The sequence below is a fragment of the Acidovorax sp. A1169 genome, assembly GCF_030704685.1.
GTDB lineage: Bacteria > Pseudomonadota > Gammaproteobacteria > Burkholderiales > Burkholderiaceae_C > Acidovorax.
This window is the reverse complement of sequence record NZ_JAUZDX010000013.1, coordinates 92,553-119,400: the sequence shown is the minus strand read 5'-3', so window position 1 is coordinate 119,400 and position 26,848 is coordinate 92,553. Positions and strand designations below refer to the sequence as shown.

At 68.9% G+C, this 26,848-nt stretch carries 30 protein-coding genes and 1 tRNA gene; 29 read left to right on the top strand and 2 right to left on the bottom strand.

Annotation, left to right across the window (positions count from 1 at the left end):
- The first annotated feature begins 8 nt into the window (after nucleotides 1-8).
- From QYL93_RS20475 to QYL93_RS20350, 26 genes are all read left to right on the top strand, one after another.
- Nucleotides 9-707, top strand: coding sequence for a hypothetical protein (locus tag QYL93_RS20475; protein ID WP_305745379.1), 699 nt, complete (start codon nucleotides 9-11; stop codon nucleotides 705-707).
- Nucleotides 704-2,752 (top strand): hypothetical protein, encoded by a 2,049-nt coding sequence (locus QYL93_RS20470; RefSeq protein ID WP_305745378.1) that lies wholly within the window; start codon nucleotides 704-706, stop codon nucleotides 2,750-2,752. The genes QYL93_RS20475 and QYL93_RS20470 overlap by 4 nt, the downstream gene beginning before the upstream one ends.
- A gap of 21 nt (nucleotides 2,753-2,773) precedes the next feature.
- Entirely contained in the window at nucleotides 2,774-3,217 is a 444-nt protein-coding gene (locus tag QYL93_RS20465) for a hypothetical protein (RefSeq protein WP_305745377.1), read from the top strand.
- 5 nt (nucleotides 3,218-3,222) lie between these two features.
- Entirely contained in the window at nucleotides 3,223-3,531 is a 309-nt protein-coding gene (locus tag QYL93_RS20460; RefSeq protein WP_057203445.1) for a hypothetical protein, read from the top strand.
- Between the two features lie 226 nt (nucleotides 3,532-3,757).
- Nucleotides 3,758-4,519, top strand: a complete 762-nt coding sequence (locus tag QYL93_RS20455; protein ID WP_305745376.1) for a beta-ketoacyl synthase chain length factor — start codon at nucleotides 3,758-3,760, stop codon at nucleotides 4,517-4,519.
- Nucleotides 4,512-5,288, top strand: coding sequence for a 1-acyl-sn-glycerol-3-phosphate acyltransferase (locus QYL93_RS20450; protein WP_305745375.1), 777 nt, complete (start codon nucleotides 4,512-4,514; stop codon nucleotides 5,286-5,288). The genes QYL93_RS20455 and QYL93_RS20450 overlap by 8 nt, the downstream gene beginning before the upstream one ends.
- Nucleotides 5,275-5,535 carry a phosphopantetheine-binding protein gene (locus QYL93_RS20445; RefSeq protein WP_007855388.1) on the top strand — a complete coding sequence of 87 codons (261 nt, stop codon included), beginning with the start codon at nucleotides 5,275-5,277 and terminating at the stop codon, nucleotides 5,533-5,535. Before QYL93_RS20450 ends, QYL93_RS20445 begins: the two co-directional genes overlap by 14 nt.
- 29 nt (nucleotides 5,536-5,564) lie before the next feature.
- On the top strand, nucleotides 5,565-5,825 hold the full coding sequence (locus QYL93_RS20440; protein ID WP_305745374.1) for an acyl carrier protein: 261 nt from the start codon (nucleotides 5,565-5,567) through the stop codon (nucleotides 5,823-5,825).
- A 25-nt stretch (nucleotides 5,826-5,850) separates the two neighbouring features.
- On the top strand, nucleotides 5,851-6,402 hold the full coding sequence (locus tag QYL93_RS20435) for a hypothetical protein (protein ID WP_305745373.1): 552 nt from the start codon (nucleotides 5,851-5,853) through the stop codon (nucleotides 6,400-6,402).
- 54 nt (nucleotides 6,403-6,456) lie between these two features.
- Nucleotides 6,457-8,169, top strand: a complete 1,713-nt coding sequence (locus tag QYL93_RS20430) for an AMP-binding protein (protein ID WP_305745372.1) — start codon at nucleotides 6,457-6,459, stop codon at nucleotides 8,167-8,169.
- Complete coding sequence (locus tag QYL93_RS20425; RefSeq protein WP_305745371.1) at nucleotides 8,166-8,942, top strand: glycosyltransferase family 2 protein; 777 nt, start codon at nucleotides 8,166-8,168, stop codon at nucleotides 8,940-8,942. The genes QYL93_RS20430 and QYL93_RS20425 overlap by 4 nt, the downstream gene beginning before the upstream one ends.
- On the top strand, nucleotides 8,939-9,922 hold the full coding sequence (locus tag QYL93_RS20420; protein WP_305745370.1) for an acyltransferase: 984 nt from the start codon (nucleotides 8,939-8,941) through the stop codon (nucleotides 9,920-9,922). The genes QYL93_RS20425 and QYL93_RS20420 overlap by 4 nt, the downstream gene beginning before the upstream one ends.
- A 45-nt stretch (nucleotides 9,923-9,967) precedes the next feature.
- Nucleotides 9,968-10,408 carry a thioesterase family protein gene (locus tag QYL93_RS20415; RefSeq protein WP_305745369.1) on the top strand — a complete coding sequence of 147 codons (441 nt, stop codon included), beginning with the start codon at nucleotides 9,968-9,970 and terminating at the stop codon, nucleotides 10,406-10,408.
- A complete protein-coding gene (locus QYL93_RS20410; RefSeq protein ID WP_305745368.1) occupies nucleotides 10,405-11,040 on the top strand; it encodes an outer membrane lipoprotein carrier protein LolA in 636 nt (211 codons plus the stop codon). The genes QYL93_RS20415 and QYL93_RS20410 overlap by 4 nt, the downstream gene beginning before the upstream one ends.
- Nucleotides 11,037-13,388: an MMPL family transporter gene (locus QYL93_RS20405; RefSeq protein WP_305745367.1), complete on the top strand. Its 2,352-nt coding sequence runs from the start codon at nucleotides 11,037-11,039 to the stop codon at nucleotides 13,386-13,388. Before QYL93_RS20410 ends, QYL93_RS20405 begins: the two co-directional genes overlap by 4 nt.
- A complete protein-coding gene (locus tag QYL93_RS20400) occupies nucleotides 13,388-14,665 on the top strand; it encodes an NAD(P)/FAD-dependent oxidoreductase (RefSeq protein ID WP_305745366.1) in 1,278 nt (425 codons plus the stop codon). Before QYL93_RS20405 ends, QYL93_RS20400 begins: the two co-directional genes overlap by 1 nt.
- Before the next feature lie 23 nt (nucleotides 14,666-14,688).
- Nucleotides 14,689-15,246 carry a DUF3261 domain-containing protein gene (locus QYL93_RS20395; protein WP_305745365.1) on the top strand — a complete coding sequence of 186 codons (558 nt, stop codon included), beginning with the start codon at nucleotides 14,689-14,691 and terminating at the stop codon, nucleotides 15,244-15,246.
- The gene (locus QYL93_RS20390; RefSeq protein ID WP_305745364.1) at nucleotides 15,243-16,442 is read left to right on the top strand and encodes a beta-ketoacyl-ACP synthase; all 1,200 of its coding nucleotides are present in this window, start codon (nucleotides 15,243-15,245) and stop codon (nucleotides 16,440-16,442) included. Before QYL93_RS20395 ends, QYL93_RS20390 begins: the two co-directional genes overlap by 4 nt.
- A 17-nt stretch (nucleotides 16,443-16,459) precedes the next feature.
- Nucleotides 16,460-16,930, top strand: coding sequence for a hypothetical protein (locus tag QYL93_RS20385; protein ID WP_305745363.1), 471 nt, complete (start codon nucleotides 16,460-16,462; stop codon nucleotides 16,928-16,930).
- Nucleotides 16,931-16,999: 69 nt separating this feature from the next.
- Complete coding sequence (locus QYL93_RS20380; RefSeq protein WP_305745362.1) at nucleotides 17,000-17,773, top strand: 3-ketoacyl-ACP reductase FabG2; 774 nt, start codon at nucleotides 17,000-17,002, stop codon at nucleotides 17,771-17,773.
- Complete coding sequence (locus QYL93_RS20375) at nucleotides 17,770-19,023, top strand: beta-ketoacyl-ACP synthase (protein ID WP_305745361.1); 1,254 nt, start codon at nucleotides 17,770-17,772, stop codon at nucleotides 19,021-19,023. The genes QYL93_RS20380 and QYL93_RS20375 overlap by 4 nt, the downstream gene beginning before the upstream one ends.
- 3 nt (nucleotides 19,024-19,026) lie before the next feature.
- Entirely contained in the window at nucleotides 19,027-19,449 is a 423-nt protein-coding gene (locus QYL93_RS20370; protein WP_305745360.1) for a hypothetical protein, read from the top strand.
- A gap of 86 nt (nucleotides 19,450-19,535) precedes the next feature.
- Nucleotides 19,536-19,964, top strand: a complete 429-nt coding sequence (locus tag QYL93_RS20365; protein WP_305745359.1) for an excinuclease ATPase subunit — start codon at nucleotides 19,536-19,538, stop codon at nucleotides 19,962-19,964.
- 4 nt (nucleotides 19,965-19,968) lie between these two features.
- Complete coding sequence (locus tag QYL93_RS20360; RefSeq protein WP_305745358.1) at nucleotides 19,969-20,412, top strand: excinuclease ATPase subunit; 444 nt, start codon at nucleotides 19,969-19,971, stop codon at nucleotides 20,410-20,412.
- 83 nt (nucleotides 20,413-20,495) lie between these two features.
- Nucleotides 20,496-20,936, top strand: a complete 441-nt coding sequence (locus tag QYL93_RS20355) for an excinuclease ATPase subunit (RefSeq protein WP_305745357.1) — start codon at nucleotides 20,496-20,498, stop codon at nucleotides 20,934-20,936.
- Entirely contained in the window at nucleotides 20,936-21,703 is a 768-nt protein-coding gene (locus QYL93_RS20350) for a 4'-phosphopantetheinyl transferase superfamily protein (protein WP_305745356.1), read from the top strand. The genes QYL93_RS20355 and QYL93_RS20350 overlap by 1 nt, the downstream gene beginning before the upstream one ends.
- A 40-nt stretch (nucleotides 21,704-21,743) precedes the next feature.
- Here QYL93_RS20350 and QYL93_RS20345 read toward each other — a convergent pair.
- A tRNA-Arg gene (locus QYL93_RS20345) sits at nucleotides 21,744-21,820 on the bottom strand.
- A gap of 134 nt (nucleotides 21,821-21,954) precedes the next feature.
- Between QYL93_RS20345 and QYL93_RS32005 the strand changes: the two genes are divergently transcribed.
- Nucleotides 21,955-22,194, top strand: a complete 240-nt coding sequence (locus QYL93_RS32005; RefSeq protein ID WP_370877012.1) for a zinc ribbon domain-containing protein — start codon at nucleotides 21,955-21,957, stop codon at nucleotides 22,192-22,194.
- 145 nt (nucleotides 22,195-22,339) lie between these two features.
- On the opposite strand, the gene QYL93_RS20340 is transcribed toward QYL93_RS32005, so the two are convergent.
- Nucleotides 22,340-22,921 (bottom strand): hypothetical protein, encoded by a 582-nt coding sequence (locus QYL93_RS20340; protein ID WP_305745355.1) that lies wholly within the window; start codon nucleotides 22,919-22,921, stop codon nucleotides 22,340-22,342.
- Between the two features lie 156 nt (nucleotides 22,922-23,077).
- Here QYL93_RS20340 and ybaL point away from each other — a divergent pair, with 156 nt between their 5' ends.
- Both ybaL and QYL93_RS20330 read left to right on the top strand, forming a co-directional pair.
- On the top strand, nucleotides 23,078-24,817 hold the full coding sequence (gene ybaL / locus QYL93_RS20335) for a YbaL family putative K(+) efflux transporter (protein ID WP_305745354.1): 1,740 nt from the start codon (nucleotides 23,078-23,080) through the stop codon (nucleotides 24,815-24,817).
- Nucleotides 24,818-25,122: 305 nt separating this feature from the next.
- Nucleotides 25,123-26,808 (top strand): hypothetical protein, encoded by a 1,686-nt coding sequence (locus QYL93_RS20330; protein ID WP_305745353.1) that lies wholly within the window; start codon nucleotides 25,123-25,125, stop codon nucleotides 26,806-26,808.
- The last annotated feature ends 40 nt before the right edge of the window (nucleotides 26,809-26,848 follow it).

Below are 26,848 nucleotides of genomic sequence, written 5' to 3'. Positions count from 1 at the left end.
CGCGCACCATGAACTTCCTGCAACTGGCCCGGGCTGTCAAGCGCGAGAGCGGCTTGTCCGGCGGCCCGCCGGCATCGGCCACCACGGCCAGTGGCGACGATGCCCGCGTGTTCGAGTGGGTGAACTGGGCCTGGCGCGACATCGCGCTGGCGCACGAGTCCTGGCTGTTTCGCCGCGGCGAGGCGCTGGGCCAGGTGGCGGCCGGTGCCATGCTGATGGTGCCCGAGGCCGCTGCCCCGGGCTTTGCCCTTGCCGACTTTGCCGCCTGGAAGCCCGCGGCCGACGGCTACCGCCCCAGCGCCTGGCGCGTGGCCGATGGGCAGGTGAGCGAGCATGCGCTGGCGTGGCTCGACTACGAGGCGTTCCGCCAGCGCTTTCTGGTGGGTGTGCATGCGCCGGGCGCGCTGCAGTGCTGGAGCATGGCGCCCGGCGGCGAGCTGCTGGTGGGCCCCACGCCCGACGCGGCGCACATGGTGCGCGCGGCCTATGTGAAGGACGTGGTGGACATGGTGCTCGACGCCGACGAGCCGGCCCTGCCGGCGCGCTTTCACAACCTCATCGGCTGGCGCGCGCTGCGCGAGTACGGCGGCTTCGACGCGGCCAGCGAGGTCTACCAGCGCGCCGAGCAGAACTACAGCATGGGCTTCTCGGCGCTGGCGCAGTCGCAGCTGCCACGCCCGGGTTTCGGTGCGAGGCCCCTGGCATGAGTGGCGAGATGCGCATGCCGGCGCTCAAGACCCAGTATTTCCCGCTCGCGGGCGGGCTCGATGCCGAGTCGGCCCAGCTCACCCTGCGTCCGGGCATGGTGACGGGGGCGATCAACTACGAAAGCTCGGCCCTGGAGGGCTATGAGCGCATCGGCGGCTACGAGCGCTTCGACGGCCGGCCCCGGCCCAGCGATGCGGCCTACAAATGCCTGCGCGCCGCCACCGCCTTCACGGGCATGGCCGTGGGGCAGACGGTGGCGGGTGCCACCTCGGGGGCCACGGCCCTGGTGCTGGCGCTGCGCAATGCGGCGCAGATGGTGGTGACAAAGCTCACGGGCGCATTCGCCGTGGGCGAGGTGCTCACGGTGGCGGGCAGCCCGGTGGGCGTGTTCGACGGCGATGCCTCGGACATCGACGGCTTTGACGACAACGCCTTTGCGGCGCTGGCCGCCGACCACTACCGCGCGGCCATTGGCGCCGTGCCGGGGTCGGGGCCGCTGCGGGGCATTGCCGTATTGAACGGCACGGTCTACGCCTGGCGCGACAACGTGGCCGCCACGGCCTGCAGCATCTACAAGAGCTCGGCCACCGGCTGGATGCCGGTGTTCCATCACCACGAGCTAGCCTTCACCGGCGGCAGCGGGGCAGAGCCGGCCGTGGGCGCCAACATCACCAAGGGGGTCGTGTCCGCGATGGTCAAGCGCGTGGTGGTCGAGTCGGGCACCTGGGCGGCCGGCACGGCCAAGGGGCGCTTCATCGTCACGGCGCCGTCGGGCGGGCCGTTCACCGCGGGCGCCTTCACGGCCGGGGTGGCCGCCACCGCCAGCGGCGCCGAGACGGCGATCACCCAGTTGCCCGGCGGCCGGCTCGATGCCGTGGTCTACAACTTCAACGGCCGCGCCGGGCAGCAGCGCATCTACGGTGCCGATGGCGTGAACCGCGGCTTCGAGTTCGACGGCGAGGTGCTGGTGCCCCTGGCCACCGGCATGGCGGTGGACAAGCCCGTGCACTGCGTGGCGCACAAGAACCACCTGTTCTTGAGCTTCGAGGGCTCGGTGCAGCACAGTGCCGTGGGCGACCCCTGCCGCTGGTCCGCCGTGGTGGGCGCCGCCGAGATCGCGGCCGGCGACGTGGTCACAGGCTTCCAGGTGCTGCCCTCGGACGCCGAGGGCGGCGCACTCATGGTGTTCGCTGCCGAGCGCACCTGGGTGCTGTACGGCAGCAGCAGTGCCGACTGGCGCTTCGTGAACTTTGCCGACGACGTGGGCGCCCAGCGCGGCAGCGTGCAGAACCTGGGCCGTGTGCTGGTGTTCGACACCCTGGGCGTGGCCGTGGTCAGCGCCACGCAGGCCTTCGGCAACTTCGAGCGGCTGCCGCTGTCCTCGCGCATCCAGCGGTTGCTCAAGGCTCGGCAGGTCACGGCCTCGGTGGTCAACCGGGCCGACAAGCGCATGCGCCTGTTCTTCGCCACGGGCGAGAGCCTGAGCGTCACGCCCATCCCCACGGCGGACGGCGGCAGCGCGCTGGCCTTCATGCCCATCGACTATGGCCGCACGGTGCGCTGCACCTGCGATGCGGTGGTGGGCGGCGAGCCGCGCAACTTCTTCGGCAGCGACGACGGCTTTGTCTACGAGGCCGACCGGGGCCGCAGCTTCGACGGCGCGCAGATCCAGGCCTACCTGCGCCTGGCCTTCAACCACACCAAGAGCCCGATGGAGAAAAAGCGCTTTCGGCGCGTGGACCTGGAGAGCAAGAACCGCAGCGCCTGCCGCCTGCTGGTGCAGGGCGAGTACAGCCTGGGCAAGCCCGAGGTGGGCCTGACCGACGTGGTCAACGTGCTGCAGAACGCCGGCGGCGCTTATTACAGCGTGAGCAACTACGGCCAGAGCTACTACAGCGTGCCGGCCAACGTGCTCTCCAAGGTGCGGCTGGACGGCGTGGGCACCGACCTCAGCCTGAACGTTGTGAGCACCGCGCGCGACGAGCTGCCCCACACGCTGCAGAGCGTGTCGGTGGTGTACACGCCGCGGCGCCTGGACCGATAGCCAACCCAAGGAATCCCTCCCATGGCCAACACCTTCTACCACCGCGTCTTCAACCCGCTGCCCGGCCAGCGCGTGGACGAGCAGGTCCTCAAGGACGAGTTCCAGCGCGTCGAGCTGGGCTTCGACGGCGTGGCCGGGCAGACCGGCCAGCTTGCCACCGGCCTGGCCACCAAGGCCAACCTGGCCGGCGGCAACGCCCTCACGGGGGACCAGTCCTTCACGGGCAACGTCACGGTGACCGGCACTGTCACCGCCGCCACGCCCGTGCCCCCGGGCGACAACAGCCAGGCCCTGGCTAGCACGAACTGGGTGCAGGCCTGGGTCAGCGCCCAGGCGGGCGGGGCCATCGGCCTGCCCGTGTCGCCGGTGCAGGCCCGGCCGCTGGCGCTGTTCGTGGTTGCCGGCGTGCATCAGTGGGCGCCGGTGCAGTCGCGCAGCAAGGTTTTCTTTCTTTCAGGAGCTTGATCAACATGGCCAACGGACGCCTTTTTGCACTGGACCTGGCTGCGGCCACGGCCACCACCCTCTACCAGCCAGCCACGCTGACCGGCACGCTCACGCTGTCGCTGGTCAACCGCAACACCTGGGCCGTGCTGGCGCGGGTGGCGCTGGCTGCCGCAGCCACACCCACCGATGCGGAGTGGATCGAATACGACGTGTACCTGCCGCCCTCGGGCGTGCTCGAGCGCACGGCCATCGTGGTCGGGCCGGGCCAGTACCTGGTGGCCCGGGCCAGTGCGGCCGGGGTGTCGGCGGTAGGGTTCGGGTTCGAGGAATAGGGCGGGCCGGGCTCTGCGGTGCCCTTGTCGCCTGGATGCAACGAAGCGCCCCACCCGAACGGGTGGGCGTTAACTTTTAAACCGTTGCGCCATCACGCGCAACCCGCGCGAGGGCGGGTATTTGTGTGTTTTTGTAACGGTAAAACTGTCGCCGCCAAGGGGGTTTCTGAGATAATTGGCTCGTGTGTGCCGTACACACGCTAACCAATGAAATCAGGAGAGGGCCGTGCGCGCTGCGTTCGCCGTTCGGGCGTGGGCTGCGATAGCACCGGGCCTGCAAAGTCAGGAGCAATGGCTGCAGTGGGCCAAGGCCCCGGTGTGCCCCGTGGGGGACACGGCGGTCGAGCTGCCCCACGTGCCCGCCATGTCGCGCCGCCGCCTGGGCCACCTGGCGAAGATGGCGGTTGCCGTGGCCGATGCGGTGCTGCCGCCCGCAGAGGGCGCCGACATCCCCGTGGTCTGGGCCTCGCGCTATGGCGATGCCGACAAGGCGCTGGCGCTGCTGCGTTCCCAGGCCCTGGATGAACCCCTGTCGCCCACCGCCTTCGGCCTGTCGGTGCACAACGCCGTAGGGGCCCAGCATTCCATTTTGCGCGGCATGCGCGCCAACGCGGTCTGCGTTGCGTCCTCGCACTGTGCGCCCGAGGCCGGTGTGGTCGAAGCCCTGGGCCTGCTCAGCGATGCACCTCCGGGCGCGGCCGGGGTGCTGCTGGTTTGCTACGACGAGGTGCTGCCGCCCGACTACGCGGCCTTCCACGACGAGCCCGCAGCCGAATACGCCTGGGCCGCCTTGCTGGCGCCCCTGCAGGCGGGCGAAGCAGGTTTTGTGCTGCAGGCGCTCGACGACGATGCGCCGCTGGGCGAAGGCCAGGCGGGCGGCCTGCCGCACGGGCTCGATGCTCTGCATTTTCTGCTGCAGGGCGAGCGGCAAAGCCTGGTGCGTGGCCATGCCTCGGGCCGATGGATGTGGGAGCGCGTGCATGCTTGAAGTGATCAACCGCGCCTGGCGCATCTTGGCCACGGGGCTCTGCTTTTCCGTGTTCGGCCTGGGCGGCATCGTGCTGGGTATCGTGGTGTGCCCCGTGGCCATGCTCTTCGTGCGCGGTGCCGCGCGCCAGCAGCAGCTGTCGCAGACCATCATCCACTACTGCTTTCGCGGCTTCGTGGGGCTGATGAACTGGGTGGGCGTGATCTCCTACGAGGTGCATGGCGCCGAGCGCCTGCAGCGCCGGGGCCTTTTGATCCTGGCCAACCACCCCTCGCTGATCGACGTGGTGTTCCTGATCTCCTTCGTGCGCCATGCGGACTGCATCGTCAAGGCGGCGCTGGCGAGCAACCCCTTCACGCGCGGCCCCATCCGGGCGGCGGGCTTCATCACCAACGGCGATGGCGCGGGGCTGCTGGAAGACTGCGTGCGCTCGCTCAAGGACGGCAACAACCTCATCATCTTCCCGGAGGGCACGCGCACCCCGCTGCAGGGCGCCAATCGGCTGCAGCGCGGTGCCGCCCACGTGGCGGTGCGCGGGCGCATCGACATCACGCCGGTGCACATCCACAGCAGCCTGCCCATGCTGACCAAGGGCACGCCGTGGTGGAAGGTGCCCGTGCGCAAGCCGCACTTCACCATCCAGGTGCAGCCCGACATCGCGGTGCAAGAATTCTGTGCCTCGGCCGCCAGCGACTCCCTGGCTGCGCGCCATGTGACCGAGCACTTGTCCGAACAACTTTTCAAGGGACCTGCCCGTGCTTCAACTTGAGCAAGAAATCAAAGAAATCATCATCTCCAGCCTGGCGCTCGAAGACATCGCGCCCGAGGACATCGACCCCGCAGCGCCGCTGTTCGTCGAAGGCCTGGGCCTGGATTCGATCGACGCGCTGGAGCTCGGCCTGGCCCTGCAAAAGCGCTACGGCCTGAGCATGTCGGCCGACTCGGAGCAGACGCGCAAGCACTTTGGCAGCGTGCAGGCGCTGGCCGCCTTCGTGGCCGCCAGCCGCACGCACTGAAGCAGGCGGCATTCACGGAAAAATCCAACATGAACAAAGAAGCCATCTACGAACGCATCGCCGCCATCCTGCGCGAGACGTTTGAAATCGACGCCGCCCGCATCACCCCCGAGGCCCGCCTGTATGACGACCTGGACATCGACAGCATCGACGCCGTGGACCTGATCGTGCAGCTCAAGCCCTGGGTGGGCAAGCGCCTGAACGCCGACGCCTTCAAGTCGGTGCGCACCGTGCAGGACGTGGTCGACGCGCTGCACCGGCTGGTGAACGACGCTGCCGCCGCCACCTGAGCGCACGGGCAAGCTGCCAGCCACCATGCACAAGCTCGTGACCGCCGTGCTGGTGGTGCTGACGGTGTTGTACCCGCTGGGCGTGTACCTGGCCATGGGCCACGTGGCGCCGCAGTGGCTGGCCGTGCTGCTGGTGGCGCTGGCCGTGGCGCGCGCCGTGGTCACGCGCCAGCGCTTTTGGTGGGCCGTGGCCTCGGGCGCGGCGGTGCTGGCCCTGGCCGCCTGGTGGCAGGGCGATGCGCTGGCCGTCAAGCTCTACCCGGTGCTGGTCAACGCCGTGCTGCTGGTGGTGTTTCTGGTGAGCCTGCGCCACCCGCCCACGGTGGTCGAGCGCCTGGCCCGGCTGACCGAGCCCGACCTGCCCGCAGCCGGGGTACGCTACACCCGCAAGGTGACCGCCGTGTGGTGCCTGTTCTTCGTGGCCAACGGCGCTGCGGCGGCCTACACCGCGGCCTTCAGCAGCGATGCCACCTGGGCGCTGTACAACGGGCTCATCGCCTATGTGCTGATGGGCTGTCTGATGGGCACCGAGTGGTGTGTGCGCCAGTGGGTCAAGCGCCGCGGCGCGCTGGCCTGAATTTGAATTCCCCGTCCCTGTCCAACAACTCCAAGAATCCAGGAATCGAGCAAAGTGAAAGCATTTACGGCGCTGTCTGAAGTGGCCCTGCCGCAGGCCCGTGCGGCGGCACACGCGGTGGCGATCACCGGTGGCAGCACGGTGCAGCACGCCGACTGGGTGCTGTCCGTGCAGTCCTGGTGCGCCGCCTTCCAGCAGGTGCAGGGCACCGAGGTGGGCCTGTATTTCGACGACCCGCTGGCCTTTGCCGCCGCCCTCTGGGGCGCCTGGCACGCGGGCAAGACCCCGGTGCTGGCCAGCGACCTGCAGCCGCACACCCTGGCGCACCTGCTGCCCCAGGTGCAGGCCACCGCAGGCCTGCTGCCCGGTGCCCTGCAGCCCGACGAAGCCGCCGCCCCGGCCGTGGTGCTGCAGCCCCTGTCGCTGCGCTCAGCCCAGGTCGTGCTGTTCACCTCGGGCTCCACGGGCGTGCCCGAGCGAATCGTCAAGTATTTATCGCAGCTCGATGCCGAGGTGCATGCGCTGCAGGCCGTGTTCGGCCCCATGGCGGATGTGCCGGGCCTGCGCACGCTGGCCACCGTGTCGCACCAGCACATCTATGGCCTGCTGTTCCGCGTGCTGTGGCCGCTGGCGGCTGGCCGGCACCTGGGCACCTGGTTCCTGCGCTACCCCGAGGAGCTGGTGGCGCAGCTGTCGCAGCCTGGCCCTTGCGTGTTGATCTCCAGCCCGGCCATGCTCAGCCGCCTGCCGGATGCGCTCGACTGGGCGGCGGCTTCCCAGGGCCTGCGCGGCATCTTCTCGTCGGGTGGCCCCTTGCCGCCCGAGGCCTCGGCCCATGCCCTGGCGCTGCTTGGCCATTCCACGACCGAAGTCTTCGGCAGCTCCGAGACCGGCGGCATTGCCTGGCGGCGCAGGGCAGAGCAGGGCGATGCCTGGCAGCCCCTGCCGGGTGTGCAGGTGCGCCTGGCTGACAGCGGCTGCCTCTCGGTGCGCTCGGGCCACCTGCCCGATGCCGATGCCTGGTGGGAGACCGCCGACCGCGCGCTGCCGCAGGACGGCGGCGCCGGCTTCGTGCTGCAGGGCCGGGCCGACCGCATCGTGAAGATTGCCGAAAAGCGCATCTCGCTGACCGCGATGGAAACCGCGCTGCTGGCCAGCGACTGGGTGGCCGCAGCCCGGGCCGTGGTGCTCGAAGCGCCGCCCGCCGCCGACCGCGTGGGCATGGTGCTGGCGCTCAGCGACGCCGGCTGGCTGGCGCTGCAGCAGCAGGGCCGCCGCGCCCTGGGCGCTGCATTGCGCGCGATGCTGGAGCCTTGCGTGGACCGCGTGGCCCTGCCGCGCAGCTGGCGCTACGTGCTGCGCCTGCCGCAGAACGCGCAGGGCAAGACCACGCAGCACGACCTGCTGGCGCTGTTTCGCCCGCTCATGCCGCAGCCGCAATGGACAGAGCGTGGCGACCTGCGCGCCACGGCCACGCTGCAGGTGGACCCCGGGCTGCGCGTGCTCGACGGCCATTTCCCCGGCGCCCCCATCGTGCCCGGCGTGGCGCAGCTGCACTGGGTGGTGACCCTGGGCACGCAGGCCTTCGGCATCCCGGCGGCCTTCATGCGGGCCGAGGTGGTCAAGTTCCAGCAGCCCATCCTGCCCGGCACCAGCGTGCAGGTGCAGCTGCAATGGGTGCCCGACAAGGGCCAGCTGCAGTTCTCGCTCACGTCCCACCGAGGCCCGCACGCCAGTGGCCGCCTGGTGCAGGGAGGTGCTGCATGACGCACGCCGCATTCAACCCCGTGGCCATCATCCCCGTCTACAACCACCCCACCACCATCGCCCGCATGGTGCAGGGCGTGCTCGGTGCGGGCCTGCACTGCATCCTGGTCGACGATGGCTCCGAGCCCGGCTGCGCCGCCGTGCTCGACGCGCTGGCGGTGCAGCACGGCGCACAGGTCACCTTGCTGCGCCTGCCGCAGAACCAGGGCAAGGGCGGCGCCGTGATGACCGGCATGCGCCATGCGCTGGCCACGGGCCACAGCCATGCGCTGCAGATCGATGCCGACGGCCAGCACGCCGTGGCCGACATCCCGGCCTTCATCGCGCTGGCCCGCGCGCAGCCTGGCACCATGGTCTGCGGTGCGCCGCGCTACGACGCCAGCGTGCCCAAGGCGCGCCTGTACGGGCGCTATGCCACGCACGTGTGGGTGTGGATCAACACCTTGTCGCTGGACATCGAGGACTCGATGTGCGGCTTTCGCGTCTACCCGCTGCGCGAGGCCATCGGCGTGATGGACGGCGCGCGCATCGGCAAGCACATGGAGTTCGACACCGAGATCCTCGTGCGCATGCACTGGAAGGGCGTGCCCTTCGTCACCCAGCGCACGGCCGTGACCTATCCGCAGGACGGGCTCTCGCACTTTCGCGTGTGGCGCGACAACGTGCTCATCTCGGGCATGCACACGCGGCTGTTCGGCGGCATGCTGCTGCGCAGCCCCGTGCTGCTGGCGCGCAAGCTCGTGGGGCGGCGCCGTACCGGGCAGGCGGCATGACGGCACCGGCGCCCGACGCCAAGGCTGCGGCCGATGCGCCGCACTGGGCGCAGATGGGCGAGAACACCTTCGTCGCGGGCATGTGGCTCATGGTCCAGGTGCACCGGTTTCTGGGGCGCTGGCCCTTTCTGCTGTGCCTGTACCCCATCGTCGCCTACTACTGGCTGGCCAGCCCGGTGGCGCGCCGCTCGTCGCTGCAGTACCTACAGCGCATGCAGGCGGCCCACGGCCTGTGGCCTGCCGTGCCGGGCTGGCGCCAGAGCCAGCGGCACTTTCGCATGTTTGCGCAGGTGATCCTCGACAAGCTGCTGGCCCTCACCGGGCGTTACCGCTTCGACCGCGTGGCCTTCACCGGGCGCGAGCAGTTCAGTGCGCTGCTCCAGCAACAGGGCCGGGGCGCCGTGGTGGTCACCGCGCACATGGGCTGCATCGAGCTGTGCCGGGCCATTGCCGAGCGGCACGCGGGCCTGCGCCTGAGCATCCTGGTGCATACGGCGCACGCCGAGCGCTTCAACCGCGTGCTGCAGCGCCTGGCGCCCGACAGCGGCGTGCAGCTGCTGCAGGTGACCGAGTTCAACGCCGCCACGGCCATGATGCTCAGCGAGCGCGTGGCGCGCGGCGAGCTCATCGCCATTGCCGGCGACCGCGTGCCCGTGCGCGAGGGCCGCGTCACGCATGCCACCTTCCTCGGGCACCAGGCGCCGTTTCCCTGCGGTCCCTACGTGCTGGCTTCCGTGCTCGAATGCCCGCTGTACTTCATGGGCTGCGTGCACGATGGCGCAGGCTACGCGGTCGAGTTCGTGCCGCTGGCCGAGCGCGTGCTGCTGCCGCGCGCCCGGCGCGAGCAGGCGCTGGCCGAGTACGCGGCCCTGTTCGCGCAGCAGCTCGAGCGCATGCTGCGCAAGGCGCCCTACGACTGGTTCAATTTTTTCCCCTTCTGGGATCAGGCCGCCCCCGCGCGCCCGGTCCCCGCTGCATGATTGCCTGCATGACCCCCTTTTTCACGCCCGCCCGGAGGCTGCCGCATGTCCACTGAGAAAGAGCTGGCCTCGCGCGAGCGGCTCAGCCATGAGATCGAGATCACGCCCGCGTTCTACGACATTGACGTGATGGAGATCGTCTATCACGGCCACTACGTGCGCTTTCTTGAACTGGCGCGCAGCGCGCTGCTCGCCAAATTCGACTACGACTACCCGCGCATGCGCGAGTCGGGCTATGGATGGCCCGTGGTGGATATGCGCCTCAAGTACGTGCGCCCGGCCACCTTTGGCCAGGTGCTCAAGGTGCGCGCCACCATCACCGAGTGGGAGAACCGCCTGCGCATCGACTACCTGATCAGCGACGCCGCCACGGGCCAAAAGGTCAACAGCGCCCACACCATCCAGGTGGCGGTGGATATGCAGACCCGTGCCATGTGCTTCGTCTGCCCGCCGGTGCTGTGGGAACGGCTGGGGGTGGCACCATGAAGCCCGCTCTCTGGTTGCGGGCTGCCGCGCTGGCCCTGTGTGCGCTGGTGCTCGTGCCGGCCCATGCGGCAGAACCCGCTGCCCAGGACCTGCTGGCCCAGGTGCGCCAGCGCGTACACGACGCTCCCGTGGTGCGCGGCGGCTTCGAGCAGCTCAAGACCGTCAAGGGCTTCAAGCAGCCGCTGCGCTCCAGTGGCGACTTCGTCGTGGCGCGCGGCAAGGGCATCGTCTGGCATGTGCAGAGGCCCTTCGAGTCCACGCTGGTGGTGCGGCCCGACAGCCTGCAGTCGCGCGGCAGCGATGGCAAGCTCACCACGCAGATGCGCGCGCAGGACGAGCCCGTGCTGCGCACCGTCAACGCCATGCTGTTCGCCGTGATGTCGGCCAACCTGGCCGAGCTGGCCCAGCACTTCGAGGTGACCGGGCAGGTGGCCGCCAAGGGCTGGTCGCTGCACCTGGTGCCGCGCGACCCCACGCTGGCCCAGTGGCTGGCCGCCGTGGACCTGCAGGGCAACCAGTTTGTGCAGGAGGTCAGGCTGCAGGAGGCGCGCGGTGACAGCAGCCTGATCCGCATCCTCACGCCCGTGGCCGAGAACGCGCTGCGCCCGCAGGACGCGGCGCAGTTCGAATGACGGCGCGCACCCCGGCGCAGGACGCACCCCCCGGCTGGCTCTGGCGCACAGCCGCGCTGGCCTGGCTGCTGGTGCTCATTGCCGTGGGCGTGCACCAGTGGCAGTTCTGGAAGCACGACGGCATCGACACCGACGTGATGGCCTTGCTGCCCGTGAACGAGCAGGCACCCGACATGGCCCTGGCCACCGAGCAACTGGTGGGCCAGATGTCGCGCCAGGTGGTGGTGCTGCTGGGCGCGGGCGAGTGGGCCGATGCGCGCGCCGCCGTGCAGGTGTTCCGCCAGTCGCTGGCCACCGGCGCCGGTGCGCGCCTGCGCGAGGACCCCATCGCGCAAAAGACCTCCATGGAGGCTGCGCTCGGCTTCTACCAACCCTGGCGCGAGCGTTTGCTCACGCCCGCGCAGCGTGCCATGCTGGCCGGCACGCCCGATGCCGCGCTGGTGCAAAAGGCGCTGCAGGACCTGTACCAGCCCGCCGTGCAGGCCCGCCTGTCCGACTGGGTGAGCGACCCCCTGGGCCTGTGGACCCAGTGGTGGGCCGCGCGCGGCGCGCAAAGCCAGGCCCGCCCGCGCGACGGCGAGCTGTGGGTGGCGGCCGACGGCCAGCAGTGGGCGGTGCTGCAGTTCACGCTGGAGGGCTCGGCCTTTCGCCTGTCCGGCGAGCCGGTGCTTGATGGCGCCTTGCAGGCTGCGCTGGCGCAGGTGCGCGCGAAGTGGCCGGGTGCCCACATGCTCACCGCCGGCGTGCCCCTGCATGCCGAGGCGGCCGCAGTGCAGGCCAACTGGGAGATCAACACCATCGGCTGGGGCTCGCTGGCCGGCGTGCTGCTGCTGGCCTGGCTGGCGTTTCGCTCGCTGCGGCCGGTGGCACTGGTGGGCGTGTCGCTGCTGGTGGGCTGCGCGGTGGCGCTGTCGGTCACGGCGCTGTTCTTCGGGCAGGTACACCTCTTGACCCTGGTGTTCGGCGCCAGCTTGGTGGGCGTGGCGGAAGACTATGGCATCCACTACTTCGCCAGCCGCCAGGGCGCGCCAGGTCGCAGCCCGCATGGGCTGATGCGCGCTCTGATGCCGGCGCTGTGGCTGGCCCTGGGCACCAGCGCCATCGCCTACCTGGCGCTGGGCGCAGCAGCCTTCCCGGGCCTGCGGCAGATGGCCGTGTTCTCGGTGGTGGGGCTCACGGCGGCCATGCTCACCGTGGTCTGCTGGTTCCCCTGGCTCGACCGGGGCAGCATGCCGCACAGCCCGGTGGCCCAGCGCATCGGCCAGACGCTGATGGCCTGGCCGCGCTGGCGCCATGCGCTGCCCGGCTCGGTGGCGGTGTGCGTGGCCATGGCGCTGCTCCTGTGGCTGCTGGGCGGCCTGCGCGCGCAAGACGACGTGCGCCAGCTGCAGAACGCATCCACCCCGCTCGTAGCCCAGCAGCGCCAGGTGGGCGAGATCCTGGGCCTGCCCAGCCCCGCGCAGTTCTACCTGGTGCAGGGCAACTCGCCCGAGCAGGTGCTGCAGCGCGAAGAAGAACTCAGGGACCGGCTCGACGCCCTGGTGGCGCGCCAGCTGCTGGTGGGCTACAGCGCGGTATCGGACTGGGTGCCCTCGGCCCGGCGCCAGGACAGCGATGGAGAGCTGGTGGCGCGCGCACACGACGCCGTGTTCAAGGGCGTCAACGCCGAGCTCGGCGAAAGCTTTGCCCGGCCCGCCACGCCGCCGCCCGCGCCCATCACCGTGCAGGCCTGGCTGGCGCAACCCATCTCGGCCGCCGCGCGGCCGCTGTGGCTGGGCGAGCGCGACGGCAGCCACCGCAGCCTGCTCATGCTGCGCGGCGTGAGGGACCTCGCATCGCTGCCCGCGCTGGCCGGTGCTGCCGAGGGCCTGGAAGGCGTCGCCTGGGTCGACAAGCCGGCCGAGATCTCCGCCCTGCTGCAGCGTTACCGTATCTCCATGACCGAGCTGCTGCTGCTGGGCCATGTGCTGGTGCTGGCCGCCCTGTGGCTGCGCTTTGGCCGCAAGGCCTGGCGCGCCTGGATGCCCACCGTGCTGGCCAGCCTGGTGGTGGTGGGCGTGCTCACCGCCTTCGGCGCGCCGTGGCAGCTGTTCAACGTGCTGGCGCTGATGCTTCTGCTGGGCGTGGGCATCGACTACGGTATCTTCCTGCAGGAGCATGAGGACGACCCCCATGCCTGGCTGGCGGTGGTCATTGGCGCGGGCAGCACCTGGCTGTCGTTCGGGCTGCTGGGGCTGTCGGCCACACCGGCACTCAAGGCCTTTGGCCTTACCCTCATGCTGGGCCTGCCGCTGGTGCTGGTGCTGGCACCGCTGTTTCGCAGTGCCACGGACAACAAGGAACATTGATGCAACAACGTCGGATGGAACAGACCGAGGTGCTGATCGTGGGCGCGGGCCCCTCGGGCGCCGTGGCCGCCGGCCTGCTGCGCAAGCAGGGTCGCCAGGTGCTGGTGCTGGAGAAAGAGACCTTTCCGCGCTTTTCGATTGGCGAGAGCCTGCTGCCGCAGAGCATGGCCTACATCGAAGAGGCCGGCATGCTGCAGGATGTGGTGGAGGCGGGCTTCCAGTACAAGAACGGCGCGGCCTTCGCCAAGGGCGATCTGCGCACCGACTTCGACTTTCGCGACAAGTTCTCGCCCGGCTGGGGCACCACCTACCAGGTGCAGCGCGGCGACTTCGACAAGGTGCTGGCCGATGCCGCCGCCAAGGCCGGTGCCGAGGTGCGCTACCGCCACACGGTGACCGCCGTGGACGTGTCGGGCGAGCAGCCCGAGGTGTCGGTCACCTCGCCCGAAGGCGAGGAATACACGGTGCAGGCGCGCTTTCTGCTCGACGCGAGCGGCTTCGCGCGCATCCTGCCGCGCATGCTGCAGCTGGAGCGCCCGTCGGACTTCCCGGTGCGCGGGGCGCTGTTCACCCACATCGAAGACGGCATCGCCCATGGCGACATGGACCGCAGCAAGATTTTGATCACGGTGCACCCGGTGCACCACGAGGTCTGGTTCTGGACCATCCCCTTTGCCGGCGGCCGCTGCTCGCAGGGCGTGGTGGCCACGCCCGAGTTCCTGGCGCGGTATGAAGGCAGCGAGGTCGAGCGCCTGCGCGCCATCATCGCCGAGACGCCGAGCCTGGCGCACGTGCTGCGCAACGCTGTGTGGGACACGCCGGGCCGCTCCATCACCGGCTATGCCGCCAACGTCACCGCGCTGTGGGGCAAGGGCTTTGCGCTGCTGGGCAATGCGGGCGAGTTCCTGGACCCGGTGTTTTCCAGCGGCGTGACCATCGCCGTCACCTCGGCCAGCCTGGCCGCGCGCTGCATAGCGCGTGCCTGGCGCGGCGAGGCCGTGGATTGGCAGCAGGACTATGCCGTGCCGCTGCAGGCAGGGGTGAACACCTTCCGCGCCTTCGTGCAGGGCTGGTACGACGGGGGCTTTCAGGACGTGATCTTCCACGAGCAGCACAGCAACCCCGAGATCCGGCGCATGATTTCCTCCATCCTCGCGGGCTACGCCTGGGACGCAAAGAACCCCTATGTCGCCGAGCCGCAGCGCCGCCTGCAGGTGCTGGGCGAGGTGTGCCGGCAGCAGCGGCAGGCGCCAGGCCAGGGGGCTGTGCCTGCATGAACCCCGCGCGAATTCCTGGTGCTATGGCCCCCGCGGTGTGTGCCGCGCTGCTCGCAGGCTGCGCATCGCTGGGCGCCCCTGATGCCGCGCGCAGCCCCCTGCTGGCCCTGGCACCCGCAGCCCTGCGCTGCGAGGTCGCCGTGCAGCAGCGCCTCACGGTGGAGGTGCCCGGCCGGCCCGCGCAGCAGCTCGAAGCCCTGCTCGAAGTGGATGCCGAGGCCGTGCGCCTGGCCTTCTTCGTGATGGGGCAGGGCATGGGCACCCTGGTGTGGGACGGCTGGCAGTGGGACAAACAGCTCTCGCGCCACTGGCCCGCGCAGCTCGCGCCCGAGCAGGTGCTCAGCGACCTGCAACTGGCCTTCTGGCCCGCACGCGCCGTGCAGCGCGCCGTGCAGCCGCCCTGGAGCGTGGAGGCATCTGCCACCGGCCGCCGCCTGCTGCGCGACGGCCGCGAGCAGGTGCGCGTGCAGTTCATCGGCGATTCGGCCGTCGAGATCATCTACCCTGGCGGGCCCTTCACCTTGCGCGTCGAATCGCCCGGGGGCTCCCAACTGTGCGCCCCGGCGCAGGAGCCTTCGTGACCACCCGCCCGCATGTCTATTTGAATGCCGCATCGGCCTGCAGCGCGCTGGGCCTCAGCGCGCAAGCGATGCGCGCCAACCTCTTCGCCGCCACCGACCCGCAGACCCTGCAGCGAACCGACCGCTATTCCCCCGGCCGCACCCTGCCCCTGGGCTGCCTGCCCGAGGGCGCTGTGCTGCCCGCACTCGACTTTGCGCCGCCGCACCAGCGCTCGCGCAACAACGCGCTGGCCTGGGGCGCCCTGCAGGCGCTGCAGGGCGCGGTGGCGCAGGCCATTGCCCGCTGTGGCCCCACGCGCGTGGCCCTGGTGGTGGGCACCAGCACGGCGGGCATCGAAGAGGGTGAGGCTGCAGCCCGCCACCTGGCGCGCGAAGGGTGCTTTCCCCCGGGCTTTGCGTACCCCGTGCAGGAGATGGGCAATGTGGCCGCTTTCCTGGCCCAGCACCTGGGCATCCGCGGGCCTGCGCACACCATCTCCACCGCCTGCTCCTCGGGCGCCAAGGCCCTGGCCTCGGCGGCGCGGCTGCTGCAGTCGGGCATGGCCGATGTGGTGGTCGCTGGCGGCGTCGATGCGCTGGGCCGCTTCACCGTGGGCGGCTTCAGCGCGCTGGAGGCGGTGTCTGCCGAGCGCTGCAACCCCTTGTCGGTCCACCGCCGGGGCATCAACCTGGGCGAGGCGGCGGCCTTCTTCGTGCTGAGCCGCGACGCGGGCCCCGTGCGCCTGGCCGGCTGGGGCGAGTCGCAGGACGCGCACCACATGTCCGCCCCCGACCCCACGGGCCAGGGCGCCGTGGCCGCCATGCAGCAGGCGCTGGCGCGCGCCGGCATGCAGCCGGCCGCCGTGGACTATGTCAACCTGCACGGCACGGCCACGCCGCACAACGACGCCATGGAGAGCCGGGCGGTGCAGGCCGTTCTGGGCCTGGATGTCGCGGTAAGCTCCACCAAGCCGCTCACCGGCCATGCCCTGGCCGCCGCTGGCGCGCTGGAGGCCGCCGTCGCCTGGCATGTGCTGCAGCACAATCCGCAGGGCGTGTTGCCCGTGCACTGGTGGGATGGCGTGGCCGACCCCACCATGCCGGCCCTGGCCGCCGTGGCGCCGGGCCAGCAGCTGGGGCGCGCGGCGCGCGTGGTGATGAGCAATTCCTTTGCCTTTGGCGGCAGCAACAGCACCTTGCTGTTCGAGGCCGCTTGATGAGTGACGACAAGCCGATGAGCAGTGAACTTCTACCCATAGAGAACTACGTGCCCCACCGCAGCGCCATGCTGCTGCTGGACCGCCTGCTGGCCGCCGACGACGAGAGCGCCGTTGCCGAGGTCACGGTGCCGCGCGACGGGATTTTCATGCATGATGCCGGCATGCCCTCGTGGGTGGGCATCGAGTACATGGCGCAGACGGTGGCAGCCTGGGCCGGCTGTCGTGCGCTGCAAAAGGGCAGGGCGGTACAGATCGGTTTTCTGCTCGGCTCGCGCCGGTACGAGACTGCGCAGCCCTTTTTTGCGCCCGGTACCCGCCTCACCATCAGCGTGCGCTGCGAGCTGCTGGGCGACAACGGCCTGAGCATGTTCGACTGCCGCATCGAAGCCGATGGCGCGAATGAGTTGGCAACCGCGCGCATTTCCGTCTTTGAGCCGGTGGATGGGAGCGCCTATATTCCACCATCGCCCGCCACGGGCCAGTGACCAGGCCGCCAGGCCCCAGGCCCCAGGCAAGCCCACCTCTACACAGACAACACGCCATCGATACCGAGAATGAACGAGCTGACGAAGACAACCACACCACCACCATCGCCCACTGCTGCCACGACCGTGCTGGTGACCGGCTCCAGCCGGGGCATAGGCCGGGCCATCGCCCTGCGCCTGGCGCGTGACGGCCACGACATCGTGGTGCACTGCAAGAGTGGCATGGACCAGGCGCTGAGCGCCGTGGCCGAGATACAGGCCCTGGGCCGCAGTGCGCGCGTGCTGCAGTTCGATGTGGCCGACCGCGCCGCCTGCGCCGCCGCGCTCGATGCCGACATCGAGGCCCATGGCGCCTACTACGGCGTGGTCTGCAATGCCGGCATCGCCATGGACAACGCCTTCCCCGCCATGACCGGCGAGGAGTGGGACCGCGTGGTGCACACCAACCTCGACGCCTTCTACAACGTGCTGCACCCGCTGGTGATGCCCATGGTGCGCCGGCGCAAGCCCGGGCGCATCGTCACGCTGGCATCGGTCTCGGCGCTCATGGGCAACCGGGGCCAGGCCAACTACAGCGCGGCCAAGGCGGGGGTGATCGCCGCCACCAAGTCGCTGGCCATCGAGCTGGCCAAGCGCGACATCACCGTCAACTGCGTGGCCCCGGGCCTGATCGACACCGAAATGGTCAGCGAAGAGGTGCTGGAGCACTCCCTGGCGATGATTCCCATGCGCCGCATGGGCACGGTGGACGAGGTGGCCGGCGTGGTCGCCTTTCTGCTGGGGGCAGAAGCGTCGTACATCACGCGCCAGGTGATCTCGGTCAATGGGGGGATGGTTGGATGAGCACCTCAACAACAACAGGCAAGAAGCGCGTGGTCGTCACCGGCATCGGCGCCCTGAGCCCGCTGGGCAACGACTGGGCCACAGTGCGCAGCCAGCTGCTCAGTGGCCGCAACGTGATCCGCGTGATGCACGAGTGGGAAGGCTACGAGGGCCTGAGCACCCAGCTGGGCTGCACCGTGGCGCCCTTCGAGCTGCCCGCGCACTACAACCGCAAGACCATGCGCAGCATGGGCCGCGTGGCGCTGATGGCCACCCGCGCCACCGAGATCGCGCTGGAGAACGCCGGCCTGTTGGGCGACCCCTTCGTCAAGAGCGGGCACATGGGCGTCTCCTACGGCTCCTCGGCCGGCACGCCGGCCGCCATCGGTGACTTCGGCCGCATGATCGCCGGCAAGAGCACCGAGGGCATCAACGCCAACACCTACATCAAGATGATGTCGCACACGGCCGCGGTGAACATGGGCGTGTTCTTTGGCGCCACAGGCCGCGTCATCCCCACGTCCAGCGCCTGCACCTCGGGCAGCCAGGGCCTGGGCTACGCCTACGAGGCCATCCAGAGCGGCAAGCAGCTGGCCATGCTGGCCGGTGGCGCAGAAGAGCTCGACGCCACCCAGGCGGCAGTGTTCGACACCCTTTTCGCCACCAGCACCAAGAACGACACGCCCGAGCTCACGCCCCGGCCGTTTGACGCCCACCGCGACGGCCTGGTGCTGGGCGAGGGCGCCTGCACCTTCGTGCTCGAAGAGCTCGCGCACGCCCAGGCGCGCGGCGCGCAGATCCTGGGCGAGATCATCGGCTTTGCCACCAATTCCGACGGCACCCACGTCACGCACCCCAACCCGGTCACCATGGCCCAGGCCATGCGCATGGCACTGGCCGATGCCGGCCTGGCACCCGACGCCATCGGCTACATCAATGCGCACGGAACGGCCACGGACCAGGGCGACATCGCCGAGAGCCACGCCACGCACGCGGTGTTTGGCGGCGCGGTGCCCGTGGGCACCCTCAAGGGCTACATGGGCCACACCCTGGGCGCCTGCGGCGCGCTGGAGGCCTGGATGACGCTGGAGATGATGCGTGAGGGCTGGTTCGCCCAGAATGCCAACCTCACCGAGCCCGACCCGCGTTGCGGCGCGGTGGACTTCATCATGGGCCAGGCGCGCCAGCTGCAAACCGACGTGGTGATGAGCAACAATTTTGCGTTCGGCGGCATCAACACATCCTTGATATTCAAACGTTGGAGGGAGTAAGTAATGGGAATTGAGAAATCCTTCGCTCGGGGCAGCGCCCTGGCCATCGGTGCCGTGCTGGCACTGGCTTTGCATAGCGGCACGGTGCATGCACGCGCCGAGGCCCTCGTCGATGCGCCGCAGGTTGTCTTCACCAGCGCCTACGTGCCCACCCAGGCACAGGTGCGCGATCGCATCATCCTGGCCGGCCAGTCGCTGGGCTGGGCGGTGACCCGCGAAGCCCCGGGCACCCTGGAGCTGCAGTACGACAAGAACGGCAAGCACATGGCCGCCATCGTGGTGCGCTACGACCACACCGGCTACAAGATCGACTACCTGAACAGCTACAACCTCAACTACGCCGAGGCGGGTGATGGCCGCCGCATCCACCCCAACTACAACCGCTGGATCCGCAACCTCATGCAGCGCATCAGCGTCGGCGCCTGAAGCCAGGCGCGCAGCGCCAGGCCACACCAGCCATTCGAAACCGCCTCTCCCGCGCGGAGGGGCAACTACCCAGCAGGAGAACCCGCATGAAGCAATGGATACTGGCACTGGCCGCGCTGTCGGCCGTGGGCGCGGCACAGGCCCGCAATACCGTTCTGACACTGCCCCTGGACGAAGTGGTGCGCATGGGCGTGGAGCAGGGCAAGCTCGACGGCAGCGTCAAGTTCTACCTCTCGGGCGCCAAAACGCCCCGGGTCAGCACCCGCCTGGGCGAAGACATCGCCAACAAGAAGACCAACGGCGTGGGCAAGGACGATGCCTATGGCTGCAAGTGGGCCGCCCTGTCGGCGCTGATCGCCTTCCAGGAATCGGCCAAGCAAAAGGGCGCCAACGCCGTGGTGGACCTGCACAGCTACTACAAGCGTGCCACCGTCAAGGACCCGGTCACCTACCAGTGCCATGCCGGCGCCGTGGTGATCGGCGTGACGCTCAAGGGCACCTACGCCAAGGTCTGATGCGATGACGAAGCAACTGGTTCTGGCCCTGGCCCTGCTGTCGGCCGCCACCGTGGCGCATGCGCGCGAGGAGAAGGCGTCGCTGTTGCCGCTCGAAGAGACGGTGGCCAGGGGCATCCGGGAGGGCAAGCTCGACGGCAGCGTCACGTTCCACCTGTCGGGTGCCCCCGCGCCGCAGGGGACGGCCACGCCCCTTGGCGAAGAGTACCTGCACCGCCGCACCAGCAACATCGGCAAGGAGCTAGTGTTCGCCTGCCACTGGGCCGCCCTGTCCGGCCTGATCGCCCTGCAGGAAAACGCCAAGAAGCGGGGCGCCAACGCCGTGGTCGACCTGCACAGCTTCTACAAGGAAAAGACCGTCAAGGACCCGGTCCACTTCGAGTGCAACCAGAGCAGCTACCAGACCGTCGTGGCGTTCAAGGGCACCTACGTGCGAACGGCGCCCTGAGCCGGGCCTGCGCGCACCACGGCAGGTCGGGCAATCCATCCATCCATTCATCCGCCAAGAGACCCAAGAGAGGGAAGCAAAGCATGAGCATCAAGAAAACGATCCTGGCACTGGCCGTACTGGCTGGCGCAAGCATGGCCGCCCACGCAGAGAAGGTCCTGATGCTGCCCCTGGAAGAGGCCGTGCAACTGGGCCTGGAGCTCAAGAAGCTCGACGGCAGTGTCAAGTTCTACCTGTCGGGTGCGCCCACGCCCGAAGGCGGCACCGCCATCGGTGAAGAAACCGCCAACCGCAAGACCTCCTCCGGCGGCCGGACCAAGGAAGAGGCCTGCCACTGGGTGGCCCTGTCCACGCTGATCTCGCTCGAAGAATTCGCCAAGAAGCGCGGCGCCAACGCAGTGGTGGACCTGCACAGCACCTTCAAGGGCAAGGTCTACAAGGACCCGGTCAACTACGAATGCCACGCGGGCAGCATGCTCACCGGCGTCACCTTCAAGGGCACCTACGTCCGTTTCGGGCAGTGATGCCCCCGGCGCTGCAGCTGCTGCTGGCCGCACAGGCCCCCATGGCGGCACCTGCGCAGCAACCACCACAGGCACCTGGGTGGCTCACGGAGAGTGAAGCGGCCCGGCTGGCCGGCATGCAACACCCGGCCCGGCGCCAGGAGTTCATCGCCTGCCGTTACGCCCTGCGCCACCTGCTGGCCATGGCCCACGGCACCACCGCCGACCACTGGCGGCTGGACGCGCCCGAGGGCAGGGCGCCGCACCTGAACGCTCAGCATCATGGCGAGGAAGCTGCAGGATCCACCCACTTGTCCCTGTCCCACAGCGGCGCCTGGCTTGCCTGCGCGGCGGCCCCGCACCCGGTGGGCATCGACCTGGAGGTGAAAGACCTGCACGCAAGCCGGCGCGATGTGCTCGCCCTGGCCGGCATGGCCTGCACGCCAGGGGAGTTGGCGCAGCTGCAGGCCCTGGACGATGGCCCTGCACGCCAGCGCCACTTCTTGCAGATCTGGAGCCTCAAGGAGGCGTATTTCAAGTGCACGGGGACGGGCGTGGATTTCGCGGCGATCCGGCGCATCGAGTGCCGGCCTGCGGGCCTGCCCATCCAGGGCGAAGTTCTGGCGCATGCCAGGGCATGGCACGGAGCCACGGCGGGCGGCCACGCGGTGCTGTTGTCGGTGTGCGTGCTGGGCGCCGGGGGCTTGCTGCCGTGTTCGCTGCAGGTCGATGCGGACATCGCGTGGCAGGGAGAAGGCGACTGGTGCCTGGTGGCGTTGCCGGGCTGACGGGGGTGCGTGCGAACAGTCAGCGTGGGTGCAAGGAATGTGGCCTGCCTGGAGGGACTCGAACCCCCGACCTATAGCTTAGAAGGCTATTGCTCTATCCGGTTGAGCTACAGGCAGACAGCGCCAACACGGGGTTTGGCGCTATAAATTGGTGGGAGTTGGCAGAGCACTGCGCAAACTCCGGGTGTGCAGGTACCGAATGATACCTGTTCGGGCAGGCAGGATCGGCCAAATGGTGGTTCGCGCTGGCAATGGCAGATTTCAAGAAGCAGGCCGGTCGGGGCTGGACGGCGCATGGTCCCACGAGCCATCAATGGACAAAAGTCAGGAAGAGACATGGCGAGCGAAGGTGGCAGCAGGACAGTGCCAAGGTTGAAACGGGCCAAAAAATCACGGCCGAGACGCATGTTCGATGCCCCTATTGTCGGGAGCTGGTGCGCAACGACGCGCGCAAATGCAAGCACTGCGGGACGGCATTGGTCCCACAGTGAACGATTGAATCCGGCAAGAAAGCCCGCACAGAGCGGGCTTTCCTGTTTCAGGGCCTCGCAGCGTTGTCGCGGGCCCATGGTCTCTGGGCGACCGACGTCTGGCAGACCGGTAGTGCCAACCGCAATTGCTGCACCCAACGGGCGGTTACCACGCCCCCCGCACACTCAGGCAGCTCACCTCGTTTTTGGTGTGCAGCAGCTTGCTCGGTGGTACCACCACCACCGCCTGGGCGTTCTTGCGCAGGGGCTTCCTGAGCAGAACATGCACGGTATTGGGTGGCTTCGCCTTTTGGGAGCAGCTGTCGACCCAGAAGTCCAGCACCAGGCCCGTGATCGTGCGGCCGGTGCCGTTCTCGATGTGGACGAAGGTGGTGTCGTCCTCGTACTGCCACCAGGTCTGCGAGTCGTTCACATCGTCCACGTCGAAGACCTTGCGCTCGGTGGTGGGGACGATGCGAGCGCGGATTTCGGCGAGCTTGCCTTCGTTCACCTGGTCCTGCAGTTCCTCCACGCGATCGTGGTAGCTCTGGGTGAGCTTGGGGGCGGCCTTGGCTGCCGGTGCGGTTGCTGCCGTTGCCGCCGGCTGGGCCCAGGAAGGTGCGGGCGATGCCAGCACCAGTGCCAGCGCGAGACCGGCCGTGGCCAGGAATCCATGGCGGCGGCGGGTGAGGGGGCTGGCGGCGTGCCCGGCGGGGCGGGGCAGGGGTGTGGTGGTTGGTCGGGTCATGGGGTGAATTTCAGGGCACAGCATTGCCCTTGATTTTTGCATCGCCAGTGCTTGCGGTTATAAGATTGACAGCAGCTTGCGTGAATTAAGGCACGCTATTTGCCTGCGTGTTCCAAGCAAGCACTCGCCCAGTTTTTTCCACCGCCTTTCACCACCATGCCCCACAGCGTCAACCTCATCAACACCATTGCCGCCGCGCTCGGGCTGGCGCTGGCGCTGGGGTTTGTCGCCACGCGGCTGCGCCTGCCCGCGCTGGTGGGCTATCTGCTGGCCGGGGTGGTGATCGGGCCGTTCACGCCGGGCTTCGTGGCCGATGCCGCCATGGCCAGCCAACTGGCCGAGATCGGTGTCATGCTGCTGATGTTCGGCGTGGGCCTGCACTTTTCTCTCGGTGACCTGCTGGCGGTGCGCAAGATCGCCGTGCCGGGGGCCGTGGTGCAGATCATGGTGGCCACTCTCATGGGCATGGGCCTGGCCTACTGGTGGGGCTGGGGGCTGGGCGGGGCGCTGGTTTTCGGCCTGTCGCTGTCGGTGGCCAGCACGGTGGTGCTGCTGCGCGCGCTCGAAACCCTGGGCATCCTCGAGACGTATACCGGCCGCATCGCGGTCGGCTGGCTGGTGGTCGAAGACCTGGTCATGGTGCTGGTCCTCGTGCTGCTGCCGCCCCTGGCCGGCGTGCTGGGCGGCAACGGCGCCAGTGCCGATGCCTCGGACCTGGCCAAGACCCTGGGGCTCACTCTGCTGCAGGTGGGCGGCTTCGTCGTGCTGATGCTGGTGGTGGGGCGCCGCGTGTTCCCCTGGGTGCTGTGGCAGGTGGCGCGCACCGGCTCGCGCGAGCTGTTCACGCTGTGCGTGGTGGCCGCGGCCGTGGGCATCGCCTTCGGCTCGGCCGCGCTGTTCGGCGTGTCGTTCGCGCTGGGGGCCTTCTTCGCCGGCATGGTGATGCGCGAGTCGGAGTTCAGCCACCGCGCCGCGCAGGAATCCCTGCCCCTGCGTGACGCATTTGCCGTGCTGTTCTTCGTCTCGGTGGGCATGCTCTTCAACCCCGCCGTGCTGTGGGACCGCCCCCTGCAGGTGCTGGCCGTAGTGGCCATCATCATGGTCGGCAAGACGCTGGCGGCCGCGGCCCTGGTGCTGTCGTTCCGCTACCCGCTCAACACCGCGCTCACCGTGTCGGCCAGCCTGGCGCAGATAGGGGAGTTCTCGTTCATCTTGGTGGGCCTGGGCGCGTCGCTCGGCCTGCTGCCGGCCGAGGGCACGAGCCTGGTGCTGGCCGGCGCGCTTATCTCCATGGCGCTCAACCCCATGCTGTTCCACGCCATTGCCCCGCTGCAGGGCTGGCTGCGCACCCGCTCGGCCCTGGCGCGCCGGCTCGAAGAGCGCGACGACCCCCTGGCCGAGCTGCCCATGACCACCCACGCCAAATTCCTCGCGCACCAGGTGGTGCTGGTGGGCTACGGCAAGGTGGGCCGCCGCCTGGCTGCGGCCTTGGCTGCCAACGACGTGCCCTTTGTCGTGGCCGAGCAAAACCGCGAGCTGGTCGAGGCCCTGCGCGCCAAGGGCATCGCCGCCGTGTTCGGCGACGCGGTCGAGCCCGCGGTGCTGATCCAGGCCCACATCGCACGCGCCGCCATGCTGGTCATCGCCACGCCCGACACCTTGAAGGTGCGCCAGATGATTGCCACCGCCAAGCTGCTCAACCCCATGATCGAAACCGTGATCCGCAGCCACAGCGAACAGGAGGCGCGCCTGCTGGAGGAAGAGAACGGCAGCACCGTCTTTCTCGCCGAAGAGGCCCTGGCCCAGGCCATGGTGCGGCATGTGATCGACCGGGCGAACGACATGGCGCGGCATGGGACGGCGACGACGCCGGCGCGCTTGCATGGATCGGGGTGAGGGGGGCTTCTGGTGCTGTTGCGCGATCCAGTGATCAACGATAGATACGGCCAGAGGCGGTCTTTGCTGCTTGCCTGCAAGGCGGGTTGAGAACCCAGTTTGCCAGCGTCGGTTGGAGTTCGCAGTCTCGGCGTCCTTCTCAGCCTTCCGGACGGGAAAAGCGTTGGCGCGGACTGGTTGAAGCTATTCGCGCGTGGCCTACCGCGAAGATGGTCTGGAGCCAGTGGACAATTTGTCAAGCCAGCGGGCACCGAGCCCAGACAGAATGGCGCCTCAGACCCCTTCTCGCCTTTCTACAGACCCTCATGTCTTCCAACATTCTGACGTTCACTTGCGTAGGTGTAGACGCCCTCAAGCTTTCCACGCTGCACGATCACCTTCAGCTTGCCGTCGGCAAGTTTGCTGACCAGTGGCCCGCGCCGCTGCAGGATTGCTTCGACGACTGGGAGAACCCTTTTGTGGCCAGTACGTCGCTGCGCGGCGAGACGCTGCGCTTCGTGATCGATAGCTCATCCGGCGACGAGCTTGAGAAGACACACATCCAGGCATTGCACGATGCTGGTGCGACGCATATCCGGGTGCGCATTTGGTACGGGCAGGTCGGCGAAACGCGAACGCTGCATTACCAGGGTGGCAAGAAGGTGTCAGCCAAGGCCTTCCCTGTGCCGACGCTGACCCAGGAGGAGCAGTTGCTGGAGCTGTTGCTGGAGGGCAAGGAAGCTGCCTTCGCCAAGGCCATCAAGGGGGGCGCACCGAAGGACGCAGTGGTGGATGGCGCGCCGCTCCTGGTCCACGCGGCCAAGGCCCGGCTGGGCAAGGCGGTGTCGGCCCTGCTGAGCGCGGGCGTTGACCTGATCGCCTGCCTGGCCTGGGTCGACGAGATCGCAGAAGTGATCGATGGCTACGGCGGCAAGAACACCCCGGCGCTGCTGCGCACTCTCATCGAGGCGCCGCAGGCCGATCCCGCGGCGCTGTGGCGTTCGGAATGGCTACTGCGCGCGCTCTGCGAGCATCCCGAGTTGCTTGCTGTGCTTGCATCGCGCGAGGGCGTGGACGTCAACGCCCAGATCCGCTGGGCCCTGCACCCGGAGCAGGTGCGGGGCAGCCTGCTCTTCAACAGTGTGAACTTCTTCAAGGACCGGCCAGACGTGCTGGCCGTGCTGGAAACACTGGGCGCGCGCTCCGTTGCGCCGCCGACCATGAGCGACCAACGCCGCCTGGAGCGCATGTACTGGCAGGAACGCGACGCCGACACCGTTGCCAAGTTGGTCGCTGCAGGGGTGGACCTAGACACCCCGCTGTGGGACGACCGCCCCAACTCCCTGTTGCGCAACGTGTTGCGTCACCCGATGGTGGGCTGCCGGCCGCTGACCCTGGCCAACGAACTGCTCGCAAGCGGTGCGAGTGCCGCGTTCTGGATGGCGCCCGATATCTTTCAGCGTGAGGTGTTAAAGAGTCTCTTTGACGCCCAGGATCTGGAGCTCATGGCCAACTTCCCGCTACGCGACGACCGGCCCTTCGTCTTGGCGCGCGATTCCAAGTTGATCGTGGATTTCATGGCCGGGCTACTCGCCCAAGGTCTGGACGCCAACATGACCGTGCGCTTGTGCGTGAGCAGGCTGACTGGCAGCGGCAGTGGCCCGGACTTCCGTTACACGCGCCTGCGCTGGCGCGGCCCGCTGCTCGGTGCCGTCGCGCTGCTGCTGTGCGGTCGCGGCACCGAGATGCGCTCGATCTGCCTGCCACTTGTCGAGCTGCTGCTACGCCACGGCGCAAACCCGGATGCCGAGGGCGAGCTGGTGGACAACATGATGAAGGGCGAGATCTGCTGGGATGTCGATCTGCGCGGCGACTGGACCCGCGAAGCGTGGGAAAACCACGCCGCGACCGGCACAGTGCTCGAACGCCTTCGCCAGAGGCAGGCCCAGGCGCCGGACGAGGTCGATGCGGCCCTTCTCGCGATGATGGAGAAGGCCGTCGCCTCCAGGTGACGAGCCGCCGCTCGTCGATAGCCGTTTCTCCCCGCATGGG